Here is a 14328-nt window from a genome sequence, read left to right on the forward strand (position 1 = left end):
CGAACAGGCAGTACCGCCCAAGAGCCGACCTCTGCACGGCCAATCTGAGCTGCCGCTTCTCTACCGCCAGCCGACATTCATTGGGCCAGCGGTGACCGCTGCGAACGGGAGGGCGCCGCGCTCTCGGGGCGTGTCTTGGGGTTATCCCGTATCGCCGAGCCAGCCTACCCCCACCTTTAGTCCAATGGTGGCGGCCTCTATAACGCTTTAGCCTCTCCTCGTGCCCTTCCCTCTGAGGAAGGTGCGCAGAGCCGCAGATGACCTACGCTGCGTCGAAATCAATCGAGGAGTCTATTTCCGTGCATTCGCCAACAATTACGATATGCGCTGCGCTCGCGCTCGCCTTGACCGCACTCGTCGGCTGCGCCAGCAAGAGCGATCCGATCTCGCAGGCCGCCAGGGCGGACAAGGCCGCAGGCGTCCCGGTGCCGAGCCTTGCGGAGACCAAAGCGATTGCAGAGGAAGCCTTCATCTATGGCCTGCCGATCGTGATGAACTACGCCGTGATGAACGAATATGCGATTGACAAGGGCGGTCCGCAGTTCAAGGCGGCGTTCAACCAGATCAAGAACGAGCCGCGCGTCTACACCTACCAGGACACGGCCGTGATCACGCCCAATAGCGACACGCCCTACTCCATCCTCTGGATGGATCTGCGCACGGAGCCGATCGTCCTTTCCGTTCCGGCTGTCGAGAAGCGGCGCTACTACTCGGTGATGCTCAATGACGGCAACACCTACAACTTTGGCTATATCGGTAGCCGCGCGACCGGCAACGGCCCAGGCAGCTACATGGTCGTCGGGCCCGACTGGAAGGGGGAGACGCCGCCCGGCGTGCGCAAGGTCTTCACCTCGACCACACCATTCGCGGCAGCCGTCTACCGGACCCAGCTCTTCAATCCCAAGGACATGTCGAACGTGGTGAAGGTGCAGTCCGGCTACAAGGTGCAACCGCTGTCGGCCTTCCTGGATCGCACAGCGCCGCCCGCAGCGCCGTCCATCAAGTTCGTACCGGCGACCACGGCAGGTATCAAGGACAATTTCTACGAGTACCTCGACGCGGCCCTCCAATTCGTCCCGCCTTCGGCCGAAGACCGCGACGTCCGCGCCCGGATCGCCCGCATCGGCATCGGCCCCGGCAAGACCTTCGAGTTCAAGGACCTCGCGCTCGAACACAAGGGGGCCGTGCTGCTCGGCATGAAAGCCGGTGACGAGAAGGTTGACAAATGGCTGGCGACTGGCATCAAGAACGTCAATGGCTGGAACATCGGCTCTTTCTTCGGCGATCGCAACTTTTACAAAGGGAACTGGCTGATGCGCGCTGGTGCGGCCAAGGGCGGCATTTACGGCAACGACGCGATCGAAGCGGCCTATCCGCTGACGCGCGTGGACGAGAAGGGCCAACCGCTCGATGGCAGCAAGCACGACTACACACTGACCTTCCCGGCCGGCCAGACGCCGCCCGTGAATGCGTTCTGGTCGGTGACCATGTACGACGGCAAGACCCAGTTGCTGATCAAGAACCCGATCAACCGCTACCTGATCAACTCGCCGATGGTCTCGGCCATGAAGAAGAACCGCGACGGCTCGCTTACGCTCTACATCCAGAAGGACTCGCCGGGCAAGGCGCTCGAAGCGAACTGGCTGCCTGCGCCGGATGGCCCGATCTACCTGGCGATGCGGCTCTACTGGCCGAAGGACACACCGCCGTCGATCCTGCCGGCTGGTGAAGGAACTTGGAAGCCGCCGGGGATCGTGGCATCCAATTAAGCACCATCGCCGGTCCATCTTGCCTTTGCCCACAGGTCCGCTGAGGGCAGCATCGCGGACCTTCGATGTGCGCGCTCCACGGACGGCAGTGGGCCGAGGCCGTGCGCAAACCGTTGGCTTGCAGTGTGCAAGACATGACCGCGAGCGCGACGGGGTGGCCAAGAGTGGCTTATCCAGTACGCGGCGCGTAGCGATTGCGCCCGGGGTCGGTCGAATTGATCGTTGGAAGACCTAGAGAGGCTCACGCCTCCATCAAGCTCATCGCCTTCATCGTTCTGGCTATACCCATGATTGCGATGACCCTCTCCAGGCTTGTAAGCCAGCACGTGAAGGCACATCTCGGTACTCACGTGCTCCAGTTTCCTCGTCAGGAAGTGCGTCCAACCCATCCAGTGTTTGAAGGTTCCGAACACGTGCTCAACGGTGCATCTTCGAAGCGTCATGGCAACAGGCTTGCGATCCATGCGTTGCTGGACACGCTCGAGGACCTCCTCATACTCCCCTCGACGGATGCGTCGGTAGACGCCGGGCGTGCATTGGTCCTTCATCGGACATCTGGGGCAAGCGCTGGTCCAGTAGAGACGCGCCCTGAGCCCATTCCTCTCTAACGTGCTGAACCTGTAGATCGCTCGCTCGCCGGCCGGACACTGATACTCGTCAGCCTTTGCGATGTAGATGAAGTCGCTTTTGTCGAAGCGCCCCTCGGCCTTGGCATTCGAGGTCATCGGCTTCGGCACGTAGGCCTTGATGCCCGCGTCCTCGCAGGCCTTGAGTCCGTGCCGTTGAAGTACCCGCGGTCGGCAAGGGCTTGTAGGTTGGTCTTGCCCATCGCCTCACGCGCAGCCTTTGCCATCTTGCTGAGTTGCGCGCGGTCGTGACCAACGTTGGTGACCTCGTGCACCACGATCAGGTGGTGCCTCGCATCGACGGCCGTTTGGACGTTGTAGCCCACGATGCCCGTGCTCTTGCCTGACTGAAGCATCGAGCGCGCATCGGGATCGGTGAGCGATCGCTGCCCATCCCATCAGGCTCCTTCTTCAACTCGTGCTTGGTCTCGTCGAGTTTCTTCATCTGCTCGCGCAGCTTCTTGATCTTTTCCTGCAGCCGCTCGGTCTTGGCTTCCACTTCAGGGGGCTGCGTGCGGTCGGCTGTCTCCAGTGCGTTGAGGTAGCGCTGGATGCTCTGCTCGATCTGCTTCTGACGACCGTCGACCTTGCCTGGGGTGAAGTTGCGGTCGCGGCTGTTGACCGCCTTGAACTTGCTGCCGTCGATGGCCACGACGGCGTGCGTGAACAGCCTGAGCTCCCGGCACAGGATGACGAAGCGGCGGCAGACGTTGCGAATGCCCTGACCATTGTCGTGGCGGAAGTCGGCAATGGTCTTGAAGTCCGGCGCCACCCGGCCGGTGAGCCACATCAGTTCGACGTTGCGCTGCGCCTCGCGCTCCAGGCGACGACTGGACTGAATGCGGTTCAAGTAGCCGTAGATGTAGAGCTTCAGCAGGACCGACGGGTGATATGAGGGGCGCCCAGTGGCTGCGGGTTCGATGCCTTCGAAACCCAGTGAACAGAGATCCAATTCTTCGACGAAAGCATCGACGACGCGCACGGGGTGTCTTCGCCGACGTAGTCGTCAAGGCACTCTGGCAGCAGAGTGACCTGGTGACGGTCATCGCCTTCGATGAATCGCGTCATGGGCCACCACCTCGTGCAGACGGGTTGGCTCAATATAGGCGACCATCAATGGCGTTTCCACACACACTCCACCCTTACCAGCTGTACAAGTCGCGCGTAAACCAAACGTTCGCGTAGGTCGACAAGCTTGCGCACAGAGCGGGACCGGCGCAGCAACTCTGAACCTGCTCGACAGGACGACGGTCGTAGTTGGTGCGCAAGTCCTTGATCTTGTTGGATCCTCGCGGCCAACAACTGTGAACACCTACACGATCCCTGGGTCCGCAACGCGGATGCCCACGCTCTTGAAAGCCGAGCCAGCATCCAAGGCCTCATACAGCGCGGGTACGGGTGAGAGCCGAAGCTCACAGGCGACGCCTGCGTTCCCGTGCGCACGCCATGACTCTCTTGGGCCGAGCACATTTGGCCGTTGGTGTGCTACCGCACAGACTCGGGAACAGGCTGCGCGCAGGGTAGAGCCGTTGGCATCCGGTGCTTCAGCAACTGGCTGATGAAACCGATCCGTGCCGAGCAAGGAGTTGCAGTGAGCGCCCACAAAATCACCTACCCGGTACCGGGGGCCGTCATGAAGGACGCGCACGTGTCCGGCATGCCAGCCTATCGGTCCCTGGTGGCCGAGGCCGACGCCGATCTTGGCGCCTACTGGGGGCGCCTGGCTCGCGAATTCGTCAGCTGGAGAACCCCTTTCGCCAAGACGCTCGACGTCGGCAGCGCGCCGTTCTTCAAATGGTTCGAAGATGGAACGCTGAATGCCTCCTACAACTGCTTGGACCGCCATGTCGAGCGCGGTCTGGGCGACAAGGCGGCCATCGTCTTCGAAGCCGATGACGGCCAGGTCAACCGCGTCACCTACAGCGACCTGCTCGCTCGCACCTGCCGTCTCGCGAACGCGCTGAAGACCCGCGGCGTGAAGAAGGGGGATCGCGTCGTCATCTACATGTCGATGAGCGTCGAAGGCGTCGTGGCGATGCAGGCCTGTGCCCGAATCGGTGCCACGCATTCGGTCGTATTCGGCGGCTTCTCGGCGCAGAGCCTTCGCGATCGCATCGCGGGGGCGGGCGCGGTGGTGGTGATCACGGCCGACGAACAATTGCGTGGCGGCAAGCAGCTCCCGCTCAAGGCCATCGTCGATGAAGCGATAGCGCTCGGCGGCTGCGATTCGGTGAAGGACGTCATCGTCTACCGGCGCACGGGCGGCCAGATCGCCTGGGACGCCTTGCGCGACCGCTGGATGCACGAGGAGACCGAAACCCAGGACGATACCTGCGAACCCGAATGGGTGGGTGCCGAACACCCCCTGTTCCTTCTCTATACCTCGGGATCGACGGGCAAGCCCAAGGGCGTTCAACACTCGACCGGGGGCTACCTGGTGCACGCCGCTGTGAGCACGAGCTGGACTTTCGATCTGAAGGACGAGGACGTCTTCTGGTGCACCGCAGACATCGGCTGGGTCACCGGCCACACCTATATCACCTATGGCCCGTTGTCGATCGGCGCGACGCAGGTGGTGTTCGAAGGCGTGCCGACGTACCCGGATGCGGGGCGCTTCTGGCAGATGATCCAGGACCATAAGGTCAGCGTGTTCTATACCGCGCCCACCGCCATCCGCTCACTGATCAAGGCGACCGAGGCCAACCAGGCAATACATCCCGGGAGGTACGACCTGGCAAGCTTGCGCATCCTCGGTTCGGTCGGAGAACCGATCAATCCGGCGGCCTGGGAGTGGTACCACGAGCACGTCGGCGGCGGTCGCTGCCCGATCGTCGACACCTTCTGGCAGACCGAGACCGGCGGCCACATGATCACACCGTTGCCCGGGGCCACACCGCTCGTGCCCGGTTCGTGCACGCTACCCTTCCCGGGCATCGCAGCAGCGGTCGTCGACGAGACCGGCAATGACGTCCCGAATGGCCAGGGCGGGCTCCTCGTGGTGAAACGCCCCTGGCCCGGCATGATCCGCAACATCTGGGGTGATCCGGAGCGTTTCAAGCTCAGCTACTTTCCGCCGGAACTTCAAGGCTACTACCTGGCCGGTGACGGCGCTATCCGTGACGTCGAGACTGGCTACTTCACCATCACCGGCCGCATCGACGACGTGCTCAACGTGTCGGGCCACCGCATGGGGACGATGGAGATCGAATCGGCATTGGTGTCGTGCACGGCACTGGTGGCCGAGGCCGCCGTCGTGGGGCGTCCCGATGAGACCACGGGCGAGACGATCTGCGCCTTTGTCGTGCTCAAGGGTCCGCGGCCGACCGGCGACGACGCCAGGAGAATTGCGGCCGAGTTGCGCCACTGGGTGGCGAAGGAGATCGGACCCATCGCCAAGCCGAAGGACATCCGCTTTGGTGACAACCTTCCCAAGACGCGCAGCGGAAAGATCATGCGCCGCCTGCTGCGCTCGATCGCCAAGGACGAGGCGATCACGCAGGACATCTCGACGCTGGAGAACCCGGCCGTCCTCGACCAGCTCATGGAAAGGAACTGACCCATGGAAAACGATCTGACGTCGAGGATCCTGCGCGACCCGAACTACCAGGCGCTGAAATCCAAGCGCTCGGGCTTCGGCTGGTGGCTGGCCGCGGCGATGATGGTCGTGTACTACGGCTTCATCCTGCTGGTGGCTTTCGACAAGCCCTTCCTGGCAACCCGGCTGGGCAGCGGCGTCACGACAATCGGCATGCCGCTCGGGCTGGCCGTCATCGTGTTCACCGTCGTCATCACAGGCATCTACGTCCATCGCGCCAACGGTGAATACGACCGGCTGACCGACGAGATCGCAAAGGCGGCCCTGAAATGAGCCGCCACCTCGCTGCGAAGGCAATGAGCCTGACGCTCCTGGTGGTGGCAGCTTGTGCCGCGCAAGCCGCAGGCGCCGATCTCGGTCAACTGGACAAACAACCCACCAACTGGACGGCGATCGGGATGTTCGCCGCCTTTGTCGTCGCTACTCTCTTCATCACCAAGTGGGCCGCGGCCAAGACCAAGAGCGCGGCCGACTTCTACACCGCCGGCGGCGGCATCACGGGCTTCCAGAACGGCATGGCAATCGCAGGCGACTACATGTCCGCCGCCTCCTTCCTGGGAATTTCCGCGGCAGTGATGGTCGGCGGCTTCGACGGCCTGATCTACTCGATCGGCTTTCTGGTCGGCTGGCCGGTGGTGACCTTCCTGCTGGCTGAACGGCTGCGCAACCTCGGCAAGTTCACCTTTGCCGATGTCGCGGCCTTCCGCTTCGAGCAGACGCCGGTGCGTGTCTTCGCTGCGTCCGGCACGCTGGTGGTCGTCGCCTTCTACCTCATCGCACAGATGGTGGGCGCCGGCCAACTCATCAAACTGCTCTTCGGCCTGGAGTACTGGATCGCCGTGGTCATCGTCGGCGCACTCATGATGGTGTATGTGCTCTTCGGCGGCATGACCGCGACCACGTGGGTGCAGATCATCAAGGCCTGCCTGCTGCTTGCGGGCGCGTCCTTCATGGCCTTCATGGTGCTGTGGAATTTCGGCTTCAGCCCCGAGGCGATGTTCGCGAAGGCCGTCGAGGTGAAGACCGCCATCGCGACCGCCGCGGGCAAGCCACCCGAGGCCGCTGCCGCCGAGGGCTTCTCGATCATGGGGCCGGGAGGCTTCATCAAGGACCCGATCTCGGCGATCAGCTTTGGCATGGCGCTGATGTTCGGCACCGCCGGCTTGCCGCACATCCTGATGCGATTCTTCACGGTGCCCAACGCCAAGGAGGCTCGCAAGTCCGTCCTGTGGGCCACCACCTGGATCGGCTACTTCTACGTGCTGACCTTCATCATCGGCTTCGGCGCCATCACCTTCGTGCTCACCGACCCGCAGTTCCTCGACGCCCAGGGGGGACTGCTCGGCGGCGGCAACATGGCCGCGGTCCACCTGGCGAAAGCGGTGGGGGGCAACGTGTTCCTCGGCTTCATCTCGGCGGTGGCCTTCGCGACCATCTTGGCCGTGGTGGCGGGGCTGACCTTGTCCGGCGCATCCGCGGTGTCGCACGACCTGTACGCCACCGTATTCAAGAAGGGCAAGGCCGACAGCGTGGCCGAGCTGAAGGTGTCGCGCATCACTACCGTCGCGCTGGGCATCGTCGCAGTCGTCTTGGGGATCGTGTTCGAGAAGCAGAACATCGCGTTCATGGTGAGCCTCGCCTTTGCCATCGCCGCCTCTGCGAATTTCCCCGTGCTGCTGATGTCGGTGCTGTGGAAAGACTGCACCACCCGCGGCGCTGTCATCGGTGGTTTCCTTGGGCTCGTGTCGTCGGTGGCGCTAACCGTCGTGTCGCCGGCCGTGTGGGAGGCGACACTGGGCAATCCGAAGGGTTCCGCGCTGTTCCCCTACCAGTCGCCCGCGATGTTCTCAATGACCATCGGTTTCGTCGGGATATGGTTGTTTTCCATTCTGGACAAGAGCCCCCGCGCGGCCAAGGATCGGGCGGGGTTCCTCGCGCAGCAGGTGCGCTCGGAGACAGGCATCGGCGCTGAAGGAGCCTCCGGACACTGAATCGCCATTCGAACTCGTGGCCGTGAGGTGCCGCCTCATGGGCCTATTCGATCCCTTTTCCTGCTGCATCGTGGAGGTCGTGGTCGCGCACCATCACGGGTTCGATGGACCCACCCGAAACCCGCCGGCGCACCGCCGCATCGATTTCCCGCGCGTGCAGCTGGTAGGTCTCCAGCGGCTCGTCGTCGATTGCGGTCGACCGATAGCAGTAGTGCAGGGTTTCCTTGCGGATGCTTGCGCCGACCATCGCGCCATCGATCGGGACCCAGAAGCGGACTGCACCCGAGGCCTCATGAAAGAAGGGAGAGTTCAACATTGGCGGGTCCTGGTGGAAGTTCCGGGATGGCTTTCGCTCTCGTCGATGCAGAGCGAGGCCTTGATTTCGAGCGCCTGGATCGCCTCGCCGCCGCTGGGAAACTTCTTGGACGGAATGATGTGGCATTCGCATGTCTCGTCGAAGTGCAGCATCGCGCCGGCCGCCACCGTGCCATCGATGGAAGCGCTTGTGAGGTGGCTGCGAATCTCCCAAGCGTGATAGGAGAGGCGCTTTGAGCCGCGTTTGTAATCCAAGGTGTCCTTCTCATCCAGGGCTCTGAGCCCGACGTTCCCTTCTACACCGAGCTCCGTACGCTTGTCGGTTCGATAGCGCACAGACAGCAGGATCGCCGCAGGATGCCCGCATCGTGATCAAAGCAGCCGCGCATAGCTCTGTCCATCGTGGCATGGCAGGACCAGGTCGTGGCTTCGAGTCCCGAACGATCGAGCACATCGAGGGTATCGCGGTTGTATGTCGTGCATCCCGTCTTCGCCGAGAACTGGATCGAGAACAGGGGCGAGCTTTTTCTTGGGGAAGGGTACTTTTCGCCGCTGAAGTGCGCTGGCGAGGTGGCCGTTCACGTGGGCAGCGTCAAGGCCGAGTGCTCGCCGCCCGCAGTGAAGATCCTGCATCACCTGGCCATCTGTATGGCGCGTGAGTGTCTCTGATCCAGAACCCCTATTTCCCGCCGGACGACGAGGCGATCGAAGCACTGTGTGCGACGGCACGCCGCGGGGTGGACGTGCAGGTGATGGTGCCGTCGGCGCAGGCCTCGGTCATGCCGATGGTGCAGCACGCCGCCCACCACAATTTTCAGGATCTGCTGGTCGGCGGCGTCCGCATCTTCGAGTACCTGCCTGCGTCACCAGAAGGTGATGACCGTGGACGGCGTGTGGTGCGCGATCGGCTCGAGCAACTTCGATCGCGTCAAGAGTGCCCGGCACCGATGGCATTCGGTTCTGCGCCGTCGCTCGACGCCGGTGGCCCATGGAGGCCTGAGACGGTCCGGGCGCACCCGCTTGTGGCACTGCCGCTCGACGATGGATGGGAGATCGTCGCAGCGTCGCGGCGACGCGAAGCCCGAAGCCCGAAGCCCGAAGCCCGAAGCCCGAAGCCCGAAGCCCGAAGCCCGGAGTCCGGAGTCCGGAGTCCGGAGTCCGGCGGGCTTGGCCGGCAACGGTCAACGTTACTGGTCGACCTCGGTCGTCGGTGCTTCGTGAGATGCCGCGACTGTCGATGAGTTCAGGCGAGCGAACGGATAGGCCTATGAACGCAGTCCTCTCGCGCGGAAGATGTCTTCGATCTGAGCGGGTTGGTGCTCATTCCGCTCCGTCGCGCCATCGCCGGCAAGGTCGCTCTGTCAGCGTGACGCGGCCATCGACGCCCTTGCATTTGTTCACAGGCCCCGCCGCCACGGACTGAACTGCGCAGGCGAGTGCCAGGCAGGCGAGGAGGCGCAGTTCATGCATCGGAGAATGGGAGGCCCGCCACGTGAACCCGACTGATCCCCTGGCTCTGGGCGGGGGCCAGCCTGCGAGCCGGATATAGCCCGTCTGAACGCGAGCCGATGACGCAACCAACACGCTCCCTGGTAGCGTGGCGTGGGAGGGCTGGACGGCACGGGAGTCGCGCGCCGGTCCGCCCGCGCGCCGGCGCCACTCGAGGGGAAATCCGGTCGCTATGGCAAGGGACGGACCCGGCGTCGCTGGCCAGCGACCTGACCGAACTGCTGCTTGTACCAGCGCGAGAAGGCGCTGAGCGCCGAGAAGCCCAGCAGGTCGGCGACCTGCGTCAGTGGCCGTGTGCTGTCGATGTAGTGCTCGGCCAGCTCGCGGCGGGTGATGTTCATCACCTCGCTGAACGTCGTGCCCTCGCGCAGGAGTCGCCGATGGACGGTGCGCCGGTCGATACCGAGTTGCTGCGCCACCAGGTCGATGGAGCACTGGCCCGAGGGCAATAGCATCAAAAGGATATGGCGCACGCTGTCGACCGTGCCGATGCCTTCCGCACCGGTTGTGGCTTCGAGAAGCTGGCGTGCATAGCGCGCCATCACCGGGTCGGCCATCGGGTTCGGTGCGTCCATGTCGCGCGTGGTGCAGACGAGCCCGTTGAAGTCCTGTCCGAAATCGACGGCATGGCCGAACATTCGATGGTGCAGGCTTGGATCGCGCGGGGGAGGGTGAGCGAAGCAAACCCGTTGCGGATTCCAGGCCGGGCCGAGGAAGAACTTGAGGTTGCGGAACATGACGCCGACCAGCAGCTCGTTGGCTTGCCGCGATGATCCCTGTCCGACGAGCAACTCTTCCCGGATCACCGCGATGCCGTCGGACTCTTCGAGCTTCGCGAACAGCGATTCGTTGAGGAGCCGGCTGTGGCGCATCATTGCCCGCACCACACGTCGCACCGTCGGTTCCTCGCGCGCCACCAGTCCCACAACGCCGAGGTTCGAAAGTTGCCGTGTCTCGGCCATCTGCAATCCGAAATTCTCGACGCCACTGCCAGCGGCCGAGGCCTCCAGCAGGTCACGCACCGCGCCGCTCGGAATCCGCATGTCGGGATCGTGAAGGCAGGCCGGATTCAAGCCCACCTCTGCGAGCAAGGCCAGCGGGTCGAGCCCGGTCGCACGCGCGAGCTCGGCGTAGTTGGTCAGGCTGGCGCTGCGAACGAGGTTCGACATGGGCGGAGTGGGTTGTCCCCTTAAGGTAAATCAGAGTCACCGATGGTCAATCCGTGTATGCCCGCGGGGCCGGAACAATGGGCTTCAAGGTCACCGCCACGGTGTCAGTTGCCGTCGGCCCCGGCCGGCGTCCGGCGTCTTCTGCGGTGGCTCACGGACAGCCAGAGAAAGCACAACCCATGGACCACCAAAAGGCGCCATCATCAGTAGCGCCATCACCGGCGCGATTGACACGCCGTCGGTGTCGCCACACTTGCCGCTCACACCGCAGGAAATCGCGAGTCTTCGATCGCCGCGGCACGGGCAGGCGCTGCCGTATCCACCTGCATGCGCGTGACCCGGTAACCGGCAAGTCGGACCAGCGGCCTGAGGCTTTCACGCCCTTTCTGAATCGCATCAAGAGTGAATGCGACGCGGTCATCAATCTGACCACGGGTGGCTCCCCGTGCATGTCAGTGCAGGAACGTATCCGCCCCGCCGTCGTACTGCGGCCGGAAGTGTCCTCGATGAACATGGGTTCGATGAATTTCGACTTGATCCCGAAGCTGGAGCACGTCGAGGAATTCAAGCACGACTGGGAACGCCCGTACCTCAAAGGCAGCAAGGATCTCGACTTGCGCAACACCTTCGCGATATCGAGACCGCCCTGCGGGAGCTGTCGGCCAGCGGCACGCAACACGAGTTCGAGTGCTACGACACCTCGCACCTCTACAACTTGGCCCTTTTCATCGATCGCGGACTTGTCGAGCCGCCGTTCTTCGTTCAAACCGTGCCCGGTATCCTGGGCGGTATCGGAGCGCATCCGGAGGACGTCATGCACATGAAGCGTACGGCGGACCGCCTGTTCGGCCACGACTACCGATGGTCCGCGCTCAGGACCGGCCGAAATCAGATGAAGATCGCCGCCATCGCCGCCATCGCCGCCATCGCCGCCATCGCCGGGTCGATGGGGGACACGTGCGCGTCGGGCTGGAGGACGGCCTGTGGATCGGTCCCGGCAGGCTGGCCGGCTCGAATTCCCAGCAGGTGCACAAGGTGCGCAAGATCTTGGAAGGAGTGGGTCTCGAGATCGCGACGCCCCCTGGTCGTGATGCCGGTGTTCCTTCTGGCTTCTTGCAATTCGGCTTGGCCATACGGGCGGGCGCACTGACCGCCCGCCATCCACGTTGCCGTCACCCTCGGCCAGCTTGCTTTGCACCACCAGCAGCGATCGACCGAGCTGCCCGCCCGCCCCGAGCTTGCCAGCCAGCATCAGGTACAGCACGGGCGTGGCACTAGGGTCGGTCTTGGTGTCGTGAAGGAGGTTTGTCGGCATTGCCGCGTCCGCTCAAATTCATGACGGCAGCTTCGGAGCGCGGCGACCGGAGCCGTGACGGGCCGTTGCCGTCATCCATGCTTGCGTGCTCGATGCATGCATGGGTATGCGGACTCAACCTGTCGATGAACGATTTGGCGGAACATCTCAGGCGGTGTTTTGGAAGTCGGGGGTCGCTCGCTGATCGATACGGTGTCAAGCCGATGCCGGGTGAGGATCTGATGGTAATCAGCTATCCCCGCCCCCGCCAAAGGCAAGAGAGGCTGTCGCAGGGCGAGTTCACCTGGAACTAGGGCGGTCGTCGAGCACCTCGATCGTCCCATCGTGCAGTCGAAGTGATTGGCTTCACTCCGGTGGGCCCGCCCCGTTGCACGGACTGGCGTCCCCCAGCGGGGCGTTCGGGTTTACCCCAGGTGTCCCCCAATGGTAAATCCAAGTCCCCGTGCGTCAACTCGAATTCGCCCTCGGCTCGCACACTTGCTCCCATACCACGACGCAAGGAGACCCAGCGATGAACTCGACCGATCAGCCAACGCCTGCCACCCCGGTGTGCGATCAGATGCGCAGCGCCGGCAACTGGAATCCCAATTGGGAGCCCTTCGCCACGCTCGATCCACAGTGGGCCGAGAAGTTCATGGCGATGGCTATAGCACCGATCGCATCGGGCGTGCTCGACGCGAAGACCGTCGAGTTCCTCTCCATTGCGGTCGACGCCTCTTGCACGCACATGTACGGGCCGGGCGTGCGCCGCCACATTCGCAAGGCGCTCGACCTGGGCGCGACGAAAGAAGAGATCAATGCGGTGCTGCAGTGCGTGAGCGTGCTTGGCATCCACACGATGAGCCTGGGCGCACCGATCCTGCTGGAAGAACTGGCCGCGCACGCCGAACGCCAAGGCGCGTCCGGCGGCTGATCCTGAATCCCTACCCAAACCCCCTGAACTCCAAGGAGCCAACATGCACTTCCTCGACGATTCCCTCTTGCCCGAGAACCAGCAGAAGCTGGTGATTCAGGTCGCGCCCTACGGACCCCAGTGGGTCCCAGGCGATTCCGACGACATCGCCGTCACGATGGACGAGCAGGTCCAGAAGGCGGTCGATTGCTGGAACGCCGGCGCTACGGTGCTGCACGTGCATGTGCGCGAGGAGGACGGCAAGGGCAGCAAGCGCTTGTCCAAGTTCAACGAGATGCTGGCGCGGCTGCGCGAGGCCGTGCCGCAGATGATCCTGCAGGTCGGCGGCTCGATCTCGTTTGCGCCCGAGACCGAGGGCCAGGCTGCCAAGTGGATGACCGACGACACGCGCCACATGCTGGCCGAGCTCGACCCGCGGCCGGACCAGGTGACGGTGGCGATCAACACCCAGCAGATGAACGTGATGGAGCTGATGACCGCGGCCGATGTCGCGGGCACTTCGCTGACCAATCCGGTACTGCAGGCGGCCTACCGCGACATGATCGTGCCGTCCAATCCGTCGTGGCACGAGGAGCACATCCGCCGGCTGGTGGCCAACGGTATCCAGCCGCACTTCATGCTCGGCAACCTGACCGGCCTCGAAAGCCTCCTGCGCCTGGTGCGTCGCGGCGTCTACTGCGGTCCGCTGATCCTCAACTACGTGGCCATCGGCGGAGGATCGGCCGGCCTGCACCCAGCCGACATGCTGGAGTTTGCGCGCCGCACGCCCGACGGCGCGGTGCTCACGCTGGAGACCCTGAACCGCCACATCTATCCGATGAACACGATGGCGATCGCCCTCGGCATGCATGTGCGCGTGGGCATCGAGGACACGCTCTTCGGCCCTCGCGGCGAACGCATGACCTCCGTGCAGCAGATCGACATGATGGTGCGCGTGGCGCGCGAGTTGGGCCGCGAAGTGTCCAGCGGTGCGGAGGCGCGCGCCACGTTCGGCATCGGCGAGTTCTGGGGTGGCGCCGACGAATCGCTGGCGCGCCTGGGTCTGCCGCCCAACCGTGCGCCGGGCCAGCGCGGCGTGCCCGTGCGTGCCATGGCTTGAGGGCGGAACCAGTGAGCGATAAGGAGA

Annotated in this window: 10 protein-coding genes and 2 pseudogenes; 8 read left to right on the forward strand and 4 right to left on the reverse strand. The window is 63.8% G+C overall.

Translation table 11 applies throughout. The features are described 5' to 3' along the window. The first annotated feature begins 257 nt into the window (after positions 1–257). Positions 258–1769, forward strand: a complete 1512-nt coding sequence (locus QTI45_RS33320; RefSeq protein WP_286657388.1) for a DUF1254 domain-containing protein — start codon at positions 258–260, stop codon at positions 1767–1769. Positions 1770–2010: 241 nt separating this feature from the next. Here QTI45_RS33320 and QTI45_RS33325 read toward each other — a convergent pair. Further along, positions 2011–3463: pseudogene (locus QTI45_RS33325) on the reverse strand (IS1182 family transposase). A 565-nt stretch (positions 3464–4028) separates the two neighbouring features. Between QTI45_RS33325 and acs the strand changes: the two are divergent. The 3 genes from acs to QTI45_RS33340 are packed head-to-tail and all read left to right on the forward strand — an operon-like array spanning position 4029 to position 7981. Continuing rightward, positions 4029–5951 carry an acetate--CoA ligase gene (gene acs / locus QTI45_RS33330; protein WP_286657399.1) on the forward strand — a complete coding sequence of 641 codons (1923 nt, stop codon included), beginning with the start codon at positions 4029–4031 and terminating at the stop codon, positions 5949–5951. Positions 5952–5954: 3 nt separating this feature from the next. Beyond that, positions 5955–6263 carry a DUF485 domain-containing protein gene (locus tag QTI45_RS33335; RefSeq protein WP_286372423.1) on the forward strand — a complete coding sequence of 103 codons (309 nt, stop codon included), beginning with the start codon at positions 5955–5957 and terminating at the stop codon, positions 6261–6263. Next, a complete protein-coding gene (locus QTI45_RS33340) occupies positions 6260–7981 on the forward strand; it encodes a cation acetate symporter (protein WP_444813337.1) in 1722 nt (573 codons plus the stop codon). Before QTI45_RS33335 ends, QTI45_RS33340 begins: the two co-directional genes overlap by 4 nt. A 43-nt stretch (positions 7982–8024) precedes the next feature. On the opposite strand, the gene QTI45_RS33345 is transcribed toward QTI45_RS33340, so the two are convergent. Beyond that, complete coding sequence (locus QTI45_RS33345) at positions 8025–8297, reverse strand: hypothetical protein (RefSeq protein WP_286657389.1); 273 nt, start codon at positions 8295–8297, stop codon at positions 8025–8027. Next, positions 8291–8551, reverse strand: coding sequence for a hypothetical protein (locus tag QTI45_RS33350; protein WP_286372426.1), 261 nt, complete (start codon positions 8549–8551; stop codon positions 8291–8293). Before QTI45_RS33350 ends, QTI45_RS33345 begins: the two co-directional genes overlap by 7 nt. 404 nt (positions 8552–8955) lie before the next feature. On the opposite strand from QTI45_RS33350, the gene QTI45_RS33355 reads away from it, so the two are divergent. Next, positions 8956–9537 carry a phospholipase D-like domain-containing protein gene (locus tag QTI45_RS33355; RefSeq protein ID WP_286657390.1) on the forward strand — a complete coding sequence of 194 codons (582 nt, stop codon included), beginning with the start codon at positions 8956–8958 and terminating at the stop codon, positions 9535–9537. A 438-nt stretch (positions 9538–9975) separates the two neighbouring features. Here the strand turns inward: QTI45_RS33355 and QTI45_RS33360 are convergent, their stop codons facing one another. Then, positions 9976–10974, reverse strand: coding sequence for an AraC family transcriptional regulator (locus QTI45_RS33360; protein ID WP_286657391.1), 999 nt, complete (start codon positions 10972–10974; stop codon positions 9976–9978). A gap of 199 nt (positions 10975–11173) precedes the next feature. Between QTI45_RS33360 and kce the strand changes: the two are divergent. The 3 genes and pseudogenes from kce to QTI45_RS33375 all read left to right on the forward strand — a co-directional run. After that, a pseudogene (gene kce, locus QTI45_RS33365) lies at positions 11174–12054 on the forward strand (3,5-dioxohexanoate:acetyl-CoA acetone transferase); the annotation flags it as partial. A gap of 746 nt (positions 12055–12800) precedes the next feature. Next, positions 12801–13202 carry a carboxymuconolactone decarboxylase family protein gene (locus tag QTI45_RS33370; protein ID WP_286372548.1) on the forward strand — a complete coding sequence of 134 codons (402 nt, stop codon included), beginning with the start codon at positions 12801–12803 and terminating at the stop codon, positions 13200–13202. Positions 13203–13245: 43 nt separating this feature from the next. Further along, the gene (locus tag QTI45_RS33375) at positions 13246–14301 is read left to right on the forward strand and encodes a beta-keto acid cleavage family enzyme (RefSeq protein WP_286657392.1); all 1056 of its coding nucleotides are present in this window, start codon (positions 13246–13248) and stop codon (positions 14299–14301) included. Positions 14302–14328: the final 27 nt, after the last annotated feature.

This window comes from Variovorax saccharolyticus (assembly GCF_030316765.1).
In the GTDB taxonomy this organism is placed as follows: domain Bacteria; phylum Pseudomonadota; class Gammaproteobacteria; order Burkholderiales; family Burkholderiaceae_C; genus Variovorax; species Variovorax saccharolyticus.